We start from the raw sequence: 11704 nt of genomic DNA, 5'->3' as shown, positions 1-11704 counted from the left end.
AAGGAAAAAATCCGGATCTGCTTGGCGGATCTGTCCTTGCCGGACAGTTTTCGGGACAAGAATTGCCCACAAGGCGCAAAGACTATTCATTACCTTCTCTACAAGGACCTCGTGGAGAAAAAATTGAACGAGGCGCTTGAAAGCCTCTAGTGTTTTCGAGGGAAAGCTCTTGTCGAGCAGAAAAACCGGGGGAAAGGGTTCGGATGGGTGATCTGGAAAAGCAAAGGCAAATCGGGCGTGATTGCGCCAACCGTCTGAGCGCAGTTCTCGCCGGGAATATCCCCGGTGTGAAAGAAGAGATCCGGTTCAGCTACTTTGAAAACAGCTTTCGGCTCTGGCAGGGAGATCGCGGAAACCCGGAGAGGACGGCTTACATTTCCGTCGAGCAAATACTGACGTTGAACGATGAGGAGTTGTCGAACCTCATCTACTCCTCCCTTTCGGAGGAGTAGACCCCTGCCGGGATCGCCATACGGAGAATTTCCGGGTTGAACCGAATGCGGCGGGAGAACTAGACGGAGAAACTCGCCTCGACAAAGAAGTCACCGTAGTCCGTCGTAAATGGCAACAAAATCGTCGGTGCCCCATGAACGATGTGTTTGACGGTGTGGTCCTTCCCCCGGACGACCGTGGGCAATGCCGATGTGACTTCCATTCCCATTTTCTGCAGTTACGAGCGGGCATCGCCGGAAATCATGTTAGTCAACTCGCCCACGGCGTCGGCCACCTCGTCCGTCAATTCCTCGTAGCGCTCACCCACCATGTTTTCGACAATTTTGAGGGCGCAGGAAGTCGAAAAACTGACAGCCAGAGAACCTTCGGCATCACCTGTCAGGCCGATGATCCCGGATACATCCCCCTTGGCGACGCTCCCCGCCTTCAACATGGGTTTTCCCGCCTTCGGGGTAATCATCGCCATCGTGCTCAGGACGTTGATGGTGGCCTGCAAAAAAGGGTTGATATATTCGACTTTCATAAAAAATCTCCCCGCAGGTTCTAGGATTTTCCAGGGAAAACAAAGCAACTAATGTGAGAATATCACACAAACATCCGGTCCGAGCAAGCAGTTTCCTGCACCGGCACACCACATTTCGGGGGGGGCCCTCTGGCAAGCACTTTACTTAGAGAATGCAGGGAGAACCTTGGAAACCGGCTTTTCACAATGGCAGATGAGGAGTCGCTATAAATTCAGACTTTTCTTGGCGACATTCTCCCAGCGGGAGATCCGCTGAATGGTGAGATCTACAATTTCTCCGATTTCCTCGAGATCTTCAAAGGGCTTCATGATGAATTCGCTGGCGCCCGCCTCCAGACAGTCAATCGCTTTTTCCAGCGTACCGTAGCCTGTCATTATCAGGATCTGAAGGCTGGGCCAGTTTTTTTTTAAATTTCTCAGCAAATCGATGCCGTTCATCTCGGGCATGTTGATATCGCAGATCGCCACATGAAATTTCTTTAACGCCACCAAATCGATGGCCTGAAGGGGGTCGCTCGTTGCAACGGTTTCATAGCCCCGGAGTTCAAGATAGGTTGCCAGAGAAGATAGAATCTCCTCCTCATCGTCTACCAGGAGAATTCGATGGGCCATGAGCTTGCTCCTCCTCCTATTCTGACGAATTTCCGGCATGAATATCGACATGCACGGGAATGAAAACCTTCAGGGTCGCTCCTTTCATGGGCGCTCCATCCACTTCGATGCGCCCCCCGTACTTCGAAACCAGCTCGTGGGAGATCGAAAGGCCCAGCCCGGTTCCCTTGCCTCTTTCCTTGGTCGTAAAATACGGCATGAAAATCTTCGATTTCATCTTTTCCTGAATGCCCTTGCCGTTGTCGGAAACGAAGATGCCGATTTCGCCGGCGCCCGGAACGACGCAGATGGATATATTTCCCCGGTAGCCGTTGCGCTCGACCTCGCGCCGCTCCTCAATCGACTGCGCCGCATTGGTCAAGAGGTTCACAAGAATCTGCTCAAATTCGATCTGGTTCCCCTTCGTCTCCGGCAATGGACCCTCCGGAATGCTGACCTGAACGTCCTCGATGCCCTTGAGATGATGTTCGGCGATTTGAACGGCCGTTTCGACCACCTCCCGGAGATTCACTTTTTCCAATGTTCTTTTTTCATCACGCCCAAAAGATTTCAGCCTTTCCACGACGGCCGAGATGCGCTCGGTCGCCTTCAAAATGCCGCCAATGGCTTCGTGCTGGCGCTCCCGCATTTCAATCACCGACAAGCGCCCGAGCTTCAGATCGCGATTCTGCTCCAGACCGTCATCGAGAACCGGGGCCAAGGCATTCGTGATGGTCTCCAGGTTGTGCGCCTTCAGGCGGATAAAGCCGTTCGGGTTATTGATCTCATGGGCGACACCCATGGAGATCTGCCCGAGCAAGGCAAGCCGATCGAGCAAAACCACCCTTCTCTCGGCTTCGATCAATGCCGTGACATCCCACAGATCGAGGAGCAAGCAATCCTCCCGGTGGGGAAAAGGGAGGGCCCGCAGGGAAAGATGGCAGGGCTCTTTATGTGACATGTCATCAGAATGCAAATCCAGGGGAAAGGGAGGACCCTCTTTTCCATCGAATGCATGGGCGAGAAAACCCTCGACCTGCGCCGATGACGAATCACCAGCCTCGCCCCTTTCCGTGCAGACAAGATCGGGAAACTCCTGGCCCGCAAGAGGAGAAGTACCAGGGAAAAAAGAGGCAAACCGCTTGTTGTGGTGGAGGACCCGGAACTTTCGATCAACGACAGCAAGGCCCGAAGGGACATGATTGAAAATCGTATCCAGAATCGCGGCCTGATCGGAAAAATTTTCGCGCTGCCGCTCAATTTCCATCATTAGCCGGCGGATTTCGAGGTGACGCCCCACGCGGAGGGTGACTTCCACCGGATTAAAGGGTTTGGAAATAAAATCTATGGCGCCCAGGTCGAGGCCGCGAATGCGATCTCCGACGGCGTCAATCGTGGAAATAAATATCACGGGCACGCCGGCCACGCCTGGCTTTCGCCTGAATTCATGGATGAACTGAAACCCATCCATCTCCGGCATCAAGATATCGAGCAAAATTATGTCGGGGATATGGCGATCACACTCTTTCAGCGCCTCAAGGCCGTTGCCAGCCCGCCGGATTTCAAGTGTGCCCAATTCTCCAAGTCTCAGGGAAGCCGAAAGGATGTCGAAACTATCATCGTCATCTTCCACAATAAGAATAACGGGCCCCCGATCGCCCTCCGAAAATTGTTTTTTTTCGATCGCCTTGAAACTTTTCTCAATATCCATATCGCTCACTCAAAACACAGGAGGCAGAAAGTCACAGCCGATGCGAGATCCGTCCACACCGAGTCGCCCGCAAACCCATAACAAAAAACGGCAGGCACGACAAATTATGCCCCTCGGCCCGAGAGGTATCAAGAAGAGAAACCAAGCGATTCAAAAAATCTAGGCTGATCTGGTCAAACCTGAAATACCTACTAATCCACTCTTTTTGCTGCGTGCGTCATTTCCCGGCACCGGAATCTCGAAGCGCTCCAAAAAAGACAGTACTTCCGTGTAGCGGGCTCTCCGGTGGCCACTCGGAAGGCGAAAAGCCGTCAACATCCCGGAGTCAATCCATCGAATGACTGTCGTAGGGCTCACCCCACAAAGCTTGGCAATCTCTCGTGTCGTCAAAAACTCATTATTGATCTTTAACATCAAGTTACCCTCCAGATTGAATAATCAGGCACCGGACCCCTGTCGAAATCTATCGCGACTACCTGACGCCGTTTCCCCTTGCCCTTTCAGCACTCCAAATCCTCCAAAAATAAAGGACAATTTCATCCATATATTGTATAATACAATATATCAAACAAAATATAAATTCAATAAAAAGATGTCACTTCCCCGCTCCCAAAAGCCGAATTCTTATATATTCTTTCATTTCAATTCTTTAAAAAGATTTTCGCCGCTACGCTCACAGACCAGAATCATCAGAATTGTTACTGTCGAGAGGTAGCTTGCCCCCCCTCTGCGCCGATTCGCCCTCGTTCCCTGGCATTCCAGTCAAGAGCCGCCGCCGCCCTGGAAAATAAAAAAAACATGCTAATTCTTTCAAAACTGCCAATTGATTTGTGAAATTCTCTTAATATTCGGCAGGGACCATCTCCCTCCGCATCGCGGAAAGCAGCATTCCCGAAGGGGAGCATGGATTAATTTCAGAAGCATCAATTCCATTTCTCTCTGGGAACGCGGGCGGAGACTCTCTGATGTTTCGGCGAAAAGAGATGTCCCAACTCCGAGAAAAAACATTTTCCCGCCGCGTGGCGGTAGAGCGCCTTGCCCCACTTCCCAGCGCCGGAGAGAGACAGCCCACATGAGCGGCTGCATTGCATTCGTGAACGAAAAGGGGGGCACCGCGAAAACCACGTTGGCGGTCCATGCGGCCGCCTTCACGGCCGCCTCGGGGCGCAAGACCCTCCTGCTGGACATGGACCCACAGGGTAGCGCCGGAAAATGCCTCGGCGTGAGCCTGCTGGACAGGGAACCCTCGATTTACGAGGCCATGCTTTCGGATACGTTTCCGCCCCGGGAGATACTGAAGCGCACGTCCACCGAAAACCTCTGGCTCGCCCCGGCCGACCAGCGCCTCTCCGATCTCACGCTCAATATCGCAAGCCATCCCCGGCGATACGCCAAACTTAAAAATGTGACCCGCCATTTTTCGGATTTCGAATTCATCTTCATCGACAGCCCGCCCTCTCTCGGACTATTGGCCATCAACATCCTCATGGCGGCCAGCAAAGTGGTCGTCCCCGTCCCCGTCAACTTTCTGGGGCTTCACGGCTGCCTGCGCGTTCTCAAAACCATCCTCAGATTGTGCTGGGAACTGCCCAAAAACCGCCTGGACATCGAGGCTTTCGTCCCGGTCATGTATCAGGGAACCGGCCGCCAGAAGGCCTTCCTCGAGCGCCTTCGCGCACACCTTGGAAAGCAGGTCTCAGACGCAATCATCCCCCTCGATGCCAATGTGGACCTTGCCCAGGGGCTCGGAAAAACACTGTTCGAGATAGCACCCGAGTGTCCTGCCGCCCAAGCGATGTCCGATCTATTTGAAGAGGTTTTCCCGGATAAAACAGGGCAGAAACCGCCGTTCGGGCGCCCGCGAGGGGATTGACCCTCCCCATTGAAAAATGTAAATGTATATGCGTTTTTCTTGAAAATGCGGGGGATATCCCGTTCCGCTGTTTTTCTGCCGGGAGCTTTCAGCCGCCCGGCCTGATAGCGGTTGGAATTCCGGGATGGCTCTCGTTATACTTTTCGGGTGGGGTTCAGAGGAATTGGAGATACTGTAAATGGCGATGCTCGACAAAAAATCAAAAATCCTTGTCGTTGACGACTTCGCCACAATGCGAAAAGTTGTCCGCAATATGCTCCGCCAACTGGGCTACGAAAACGTCAACGAAGCCGAAAACGGAGAAGAAGGCTTCCGCTCGGCGCTAGCGGGCGAGTATAAACTCATCGTATCCGACTGGAACATGCCGATCATGACGGGCCTTGAGTTTCTCCAGAACATCCGCAAGGACCCGAAGACCAAGGACATTCCTTTCCTCATGGTCACCGCCGAGGCGCTGAAGGAGAATATCATTCAGGCCATCCAGGCAGGCGCCTCGAACTACATCGTCAAACCCTTCACCCCGCAGGTCTTCGAGGAAAAGCTCAAGGCCATCTTCAAGTAACCGCCGGAGGAAGCTCGGTCCCTCCCCCCGCGGGAGCTCCGCCCGCACACATCAGGCGATGTTCGCCCACTCCTTGTAGACCCGGAAGATGGAACTCCCGTCCTCGTTCTCGCGTCCCTTGCTCCGCTGAATCATATAGAAATGCTCGAGCAATCCGCCGAGCGGTGTCGGCGAGTCCAGTTCCTTCGCCGAATCCAGGGCACAGGCCAGATCCTTGAGAACAATCCAGATCGGCCCTGAGGGCGGGTAATTGTCCGCCAGCATGTCCTTGCCCCGCACCTCGAGAACATTCGAGCCCGCGGCGCCCGAGCAAAGCGTATCGAGCATCACATCAGCCGGAATGCCGGCCTTCAGGCCCAGCGTCATCCCCTCGGCCGCCCCCGCCATGTTGATAAAGAGCACCAGGTTGACCACCAGCTTCAGTTGGGCGGCCAGCCCGTTCTTCTCGCTCACATAGATCGTCTTCTTCCCGATGGCATCGAAGGCGGGTTTCGCCTTCTCGAACGCCGCCTTCGGCCCGGCGCTCATGACAACCAGATCCTTGACCGCCGCCTGTTTGCCCACCCCGCTCACCGGACAATCGAGCCAGAAGAGCCCTGCGGCCTCGGCCTTCCCGGTCATGGCCCGGGCGAACTTGGGCGGCACCGTGCTCATGTCGGCGATGATCGCCCCCTTGTCTGCTCCCTCGAAAACGCCATCCGCCCCTGTCACGGCCGCCTCGACCACCTGATAATTCGGCAGCGAGGTCATCACCAGATCGGCGCCCCGGGCCGCATCGGCTGGCGAGGAGGCGCGACGGAGACTCTTCCCCTTGAATTTCGCGTACATCTCCTCCTCCGGGTCATAACCGGCCACCTCAAAGCCCGCATCGAGCATATGGCCCGCAAAAGCTCCGCCCATCACACCCAATCCAACAACACCCACTTTTAGGCTCATCCCCGAAGCTCCCTATTCAGAAAACATGGAAAGATGCGAAAAATGTAAACCACACCAGGTGGCGCGGTAAAGCACCGATGATGCGCGGCCGGGCTTTCCTTTCCGCCGAAAATTCGTGAAAATCGTCCGCATCTTCATCGAAACTCATGTGTGGCGCGGACCGGTTGTTCCTGCGCCCAGGAAAATATCCGCGGGGGAGTGCGAAATGGCGCTGGAGGGTCTTGGGGTAATCGCGCGGCGGCCCGGCGAAAAAACCGAGGTCGAGGAAATCCTGATCGATCCGCCGGGACCGGGCGAGGTTCTGGTCAAAATCCAGGCCAGCGGCGTCTGCCACACCGATCTCCACTACAAGCTGGGCAAGGTGGGAGACGACTTCCCCTACCTTCTCGGCCACGAGGGCGCCGGCATCGTCGAGGCCGTCGGCGAGGGCGTCACCGAGCCCGCCGTGGGCGATTACGTCATCCTGGCCTGGCGCGCCCCCTGCGGGCACTGCCGCTTTTGCGCCATCGGCCAGCCCCACCTTTGCGCCGCCAGCCTGAACGCCGAGCCCCGCATGCGCACGAAAAAGGACGGCCTGACCCTCAGCCCCGCCCTCGGCATCGGCACCTTCTGCACGCACACCGTCGTGGCCGCCAAACAAGCTGTCATCGCCGTCAAGGGCTGCCCGCCCGAGCAGGCCTGCCTCATCGGCTGTGGCGTCGCAACCGGGGTGGGCGCCGCCCTCTACACCGCCGGCGTGCGCCGGGGAAGCAGCGTCGCCGTCTTCGGCTGCGGCGGCGTTGGGTGCAGCGTCCTCCAGGGCGCCCGCATCGCGCGTGCCGGCAGGATCATCGGGGTCGACATCGCGGAGAACAAGCTCGAGTGGGCCCGCGAATTCGGCGCCACCCACGTCATCAACGCCCAGAAAACAGACCCGGTTCAAGCGATCAAGGATCTCACGGGAGGAAACGGCGTCGACTACGCCTTCGAGGCGGTGGGCTCGCCCCACACCCTCCTCCAGGCCCTCTGGTCGCGCGATCTCGCGGGCACCGCAGTCCTCATCGGCGTCCCGGACGCCTCGATGGTGATGGACCTTCCGATCCAGCAGTTCTTCTCGCTGGGGGGCAGCCTCCGCGTCAGCTGGTACGGCGACTGCCTGCCCTCGCGAGACTTCCCCCTGCTGGCGAACTGGTACGAAACCGGTGAGCTGGACCTGGACAAGATGGTCACCCGGCTCATCCGCATCGAGGAGACCGAGGAGGCGTTCGAAGCCATGGAGCGCGGAGAAACCCTCCGCTCGGTGATTCAGCTTCCGGCTTGAGGGAAGGTCCAGTTTTCAAAAATCCAGATCCCACTTGAATTCTTCCCGAACACCCTATATTTTGGCGCCAGTGCTTTCGGGCCGGAAGGCCCCGCCGACAAAACAGGATACCGGTTAAGTCATTGAACTAAAAGGATTTAGGAAAAGGATGCGCGGGTGCCTCCCGTCCCCAAGCGGGGATGCCATCCATTCCGCCCGGCTTCTCCCCGGCTCAACATCCGCCCTGGGCACATGGGCCGCCTCTGGAACACCCCCGGTCATGGCCTTCGACCGGCGGCGAAGAGACCCGGAATGAACTGGAAAAATATTCGAATCGGCCTGCTGGGGTGGCTCAACCGCTTCGGCCTCGCCCGGGACGGCGCCTTTTACTTCATCACCATATTCGTCGGGAGCCTGGCCGGATTCGTCGCCGTCATGTTCCACCTCAGCATCGGGTGGGTACACTGGCTCCTGTTCGGCACCGAAAACCTCTCGCGCATCACCCTCCCCTGGTACATCCTTCCTCTCATCCCCGCCGGGGGGGCGCTCATCTCCGCCATTTTCCTGAAGTTCGTCGTGCCCGAGGCGAGAGGAAGCGGCATCCCCCAGACCAAGGTCGCCTACTTTGCCCGCAACGGAAGAATTCCGGTCCGCGTCTGGGTGGGGAAATTCTTCATCGGCGCCCTCAACATCGGCTCGGGTTCGAGTCTCGGGCGCGAAGGCCCCACCGTTCAAATCTGCGCCGGCCTCGCGAGCTGGATCGGGCAGACTTTCAGCCTGAAGCTGCGGCGCGTCCAGTCCCTCGTTCCCGTCGGGGCGGCCGCCGGGCTGGCGGCGGCCTTCAACACGCCCATCGCCGCCGTCACATTCACCCTGGAGGAGCTGGTGGGCGATCTGAACGCCCGCGTCCTGGGCTCCATCGTGCTGGCCTCCGTCTCATCGGCCGTCGTGGCGCGCGCGATTCTCGGAAACGAGCCGGTCTTTTCGGTTCCCGCCTATGCCCTCGAAAATCCCCTGGAGCTTTTGATTTACGCCGTGGTGGGCATCGTTTGCGCCGGAGTGGGCGTGGCCTTCATGCGCAGCTTGCTCTACCTCCGCGCGCGCAGTCTGAAGCTCAGCAAATGGGCTTCCATCGGCGTGACCGGCCTCGGCGGACTCGTTGTCGGCATCCTGGCCTTGTGGCACCCGGAGATTCTCGGCGTGGGGTATCCCTCGGTCAACAGTTCACTGACGGGCCGGTACGATCTGTATCTCCTCTTCGCCCTTTTGATCCTGAAGCTCATCGCGACGACGGTTTCCTACGGAACGGGATCCTCGGGCGGCATTTTCGCCCCCACCCTCTTCATGGGCGCCATGGCGGGCGGCCTCGTCGCCGCCGTCAGCCAGTTCTTTTTCCCCGGCCTCGTGACGCAGCCGGGCGGCTACGCCCTCGTCGGGATGGGGGCGGCGTTTGCCGCCATCATCCGGGCGCCGATGACCTCCGTCCTCATCATCTTCGAGCTGACGCAGGACTACCACATCATCCTCGCCCTGATGGTGGCCAACACCGTCGCGTTCGGACTCTCGAAATACTGGCAGCCCAAACCGATCTACAGTGCCCTGTCGGAGCAGGACGGTGTATCGCTGCCCGATCACGAGACGGACCATCTTCTTCATGAAATTCACGTCCTCGACGCGATGGTCAGCAACGTCACGACGATACCGTCCAACATCTCGGTCGCCGAGGCCATCGAGCAGACAAAAGACACCACCTACACCGGGTTCCCGGTCCTGGACGCAGACGGGAAGCTCTGCGGAATCATCAGCCAGTACGACTTCAACCAAGCGCTGGCCGCCGGAAAGGAAAATGAATCCGTCCTCGGAGTCGCAACGAAAAAATACATACTGCATGCCCACCCGGATCAGTCTCTCGATTCGGTGATGGCCAAGCTCGGCGCCCGGCACATCACCCGCCTTCCCGTCGTCAGCCGGGAAGACCCGTCGCATCTTCTCGGCATTATCACCGCCGAGGACGCCCTCGAGGCATTCGGAAGGGCGCTGCGCGCCGCACAAAACACCCCGGCACAAGAAGCGCCCAGTCAGACTCCGCTTGAACAAGACGCCAAAGCCTGAAAGAATCCCGGCTTTGAAACGTGGGAGAGGGGGAAAAACACATGCGTGAAGGCGGCGTCCGAGCCTGCATCGTGGGGCTGGGCTGGTGGGGCGGAGAGATCGTGTCGGCCGCCCGAAAGGTAGAAGGTTTCTCGGTCACGGCCTGTTTTGCCCGCACCCCGTCCACGCGGGAGAAATTCGGGTCCGACCACAGCTGCAGAACCCTCGATAGCTGGGAGGCGGTCCTCCGCGATCCCGAAATTGACGCCGTAATCCTCGCAACCCCCCATTCGACCCACGCCCGGATGGTCGAGGAAGCGGCCTCGGCCGGCAAGCACATCTGGGTGGAAAAACCCTTCGTCCTCCAAGTCCCCGACGGTCAGCGCGCGCTCGCCGCCTGCGAGAAGGCCGGGGTGCGCCTCACCGCCGGCCACCAGCGCCGCTTTCAGCCGGCCCACCGCGAGATCAAGCGCCTGATTGGCTCCGGTGCCCTGGGGCAGGTCATCCAGACCGAGGCGAATTTCTCCTACGGCTTCGCCGCCCAGGTCGAGGCGGGCAGTTGGCGCGCGGACCCCGGCGAGAGTCCCTCGGGCTCGATGACGGGGCTGGGGATCCATCATCTCGACACCTTCCAGTACCTCTTCGGCCCGATCTCCAGCGTCTTCGCCTCCAGCCGGTCGGTGTCGCACCAAACCGATCTCGACGATGTCACCGCCGTACTGATCGAATTCGAATCGGGCGCGCAGGGCTATCTCGGCTCCAACATGCTCACCCCGAAGGTTTTTTACGTAAACGTATACGGAACGGGGGGGAACGCCTTCGCCGAAAACGAGGGCACCCGCCTCACCCTCGTCAAGAAGGGAGTGGACGAGCCGGAGGTCATTGAATACGCTGTGGAAGGCAATCCGGTGACCGCGCCGCTCGTCAACCTGATCTCCGATTTCACAGCAGCCATCCGCGAGGGACGCGAGCCGGAGGTGGATGGCGCCACCGCCCTCCGCACCAGCGCCGCCATCGAAGCCATCACTCGCTCCTCCCGCGAGGGAAGAAAAGTCGAGCTGGCCGAGCTGTATGAGTAATTCCTGCCCAGACAGAGAGCAGCAATGACTGAAGAAGGCCCCGAATCCCTCCCCCCTGCCCGGCAACCCGCCTGGTTTAAGTTCCTCGTCCGCCAGCTGATCTGGCTCGCCTACGGGGGCTACGAGCTGCAGGGGCTGGAAAACGTCCCCCGCGAGGGCCCGCTCATTATCGCCCCGACGCACCGAAGCTACCTCGATCCCATTCTCGTATCGGCACTGCTTCCCCGGCCGCTCTACTACATGGCGAAAGAAGAGCTCTTCCAGAGGCGGCCGCTCGCCGCCCTGGTCCGTGCCTTCGGCGCCTATCCCGTCAGCCGGGAAAAGCCACAGAGAAGCGCCATCCGCCAGACGCTCTCCCTCCTCAAGGCGGGCGGCGCGGTCGTCATCTTTCCCGAGGGGGGGATCGTCAACACACTGGGCGAACTCGGCTTCAAGGGCGGTCCCGCCTTCATCTCATCCCTGAGCGGCGCCCCCATCCTGCCCATCCACATTGGCGGCTCGAACACCCTCATCAGCTGGCGGCACACTTTCGCGGACACCACCTGGCTCCGCGTCCGGATTGGCGCATTGATACCGCCGGCCGCGGCCGGCGGCCGGCAGGGTCGC

At 58.7% G+C, this 11704-nt stretch carries 10 protein-coding genes and 1 pseudogene; 7 read left to right on the top strand and 4 right to left on the bottom strand.

Annotation, left to right across the window (positions count from 1 at the left end):
• Window positions 1-203: 203 nt before the first annotated feature.
• Entirely contained in the window at window positions 204-452 is a 249-nt protein-coding gene (locus O2807_05220; protein MDA0999903.1) for a hypothetical protein, read from the top strand.
• Window positions 453-511: 59 nt separating this feature from the next.
• On the opposite strand, the pseudogene O2807_05215 reads toward O2807_05220, so the two are convergent.
• From O2807_05215 to O2807_05205, 3 genes and pseudogenes are all read right to left on the bottom strand, one after another.
• Window positions 512-976, bottom strand: a pseudogene (locus tag O2807_05215) (chemotaxis protein CheX).
• A 204-nt stretch (window positions 977-1180) separates the two neighbouring features.
• Window positions 1181-1588, bottom strand: a complete 408-nt coding sequence (locus tag O2807_05210) for a response regulator (protein ID MDA0999902.1) — start codon at window positions 1586-1588, stop codon at window positions 1181-1183.
• A 16-nt stretch (window positions 1589-1604) separates the two neighbouring features.
• Window positions 1605-3278 (bottom strand): response regulator, encoded by a 1674-nt coding sequence (locus O2807_05205; GenBank protein MDA0999901.1) that lies wholly within the window; start codon window positions 3276-3278, stop codon window positions 1605-1607.
• Window positions 3279-4350: 1072 nt separating this feature from the next.
• On the opposite strand from O2807_05205, the gene O2807_05200 reads away from it, so the two are divergent.
• Both O2807_05200 and O2807_05195 read left to right on the top strand, forming a co-directional pair.
• Window positions 4351-5151: a ParA family protein gene (locus O2807_05200; protein ID MDA0999900.1), complete on the top strand. Its 801-nt coding sequence runs from the start codon at window positions 4351-4353 to the stop codon at window positions 5149-5151.
• 184 nt (window positions 5152-5335) lie between these two features.
• Window positions 5336-5713, top strand: a complete 378-nt coding sequence (locus O2807_05195; GenBank protein ID MDA0999899.1) for a response regulator — start codon at window positions 5336-5338, stop codon at window positions 5711-5713.
• A gap of 51 nt (window positions 5714-5764) precedes the next feature.
• Here the strand turns inward: O2807_05195 and O2807_05190 are convergent, their stop codons facing one another.
• Entirely contained in the window at window positions 5765-6649 is an 885-nt protein-coding gene (locus tag O2807_05190; protein ID MDA0999898.1) for an NAD(P)-dependent oxidoreductase, read from the bottom strand.
• A gap of 205 nt (window positions 6650-6854) precedes the next feature.
• Here O2807_05190 and O2807_05185 point away from each other — a divergent pair, with 205 nt between their 5' ends.
• The 4 genes from O2807_05185 to O2807_05170 form a co-directional block, all read left to right on the top strand.
• Window positions 6855-7949 (top strand): zinc-binding dehydrogenase, encoded by a 1095-nt coding sequence (locus tag O2807_05185; GenBank protein ID MDA0999897.1) that lies wholly within the window; start codon window positions 6855-6857, stop codon window positions 7947-7949.
• A 291-nt stretch (window positions 7950-8240) separates the two neighbouring features.
• On the top strand, window positions 8241-10040 hold the full coding sequence (locus tag O2807_05180; protein ID MDA0999896.1) for a chloride channel protein: 1800 nt from the start codon (window positions 8241-8243) through the stop codon (window positions 10038-10040).
• A gap of 41 nt (window positions 10041-10081) precedes the next feature.
• Entirely contained in the window at window positions 10082-11098 is a 1017-nt protein-coding gene (locus O2807_05175; GenBank protein MDA0999895.1) for a Gfo/Idh/MocA family oxidoreductase, read from the top strand.
• 24 nt (window positions 11099-11122) lie between these two features.
• A partial coding sequence (locus O2807_05170; protein MDA0999894.1) for a lysophospholipid acyltransferase family protein occupies window positions 11123-11704 on the top strand: 582 nt, incomplete at its 3' end.

This window comes from bacterium, from assembly GCA_027622355.1.
Classification (GTDB): domain Bacteria; phylum UBA8248; class UBA8248; order UBA8248; family UBA8248; genus JAQBZT01.
The sequence above is the reverse complement of the archived record's forward strand: the minus strand, read 5'-3'. Positions and strand labels throughout refer to the sequence as shown.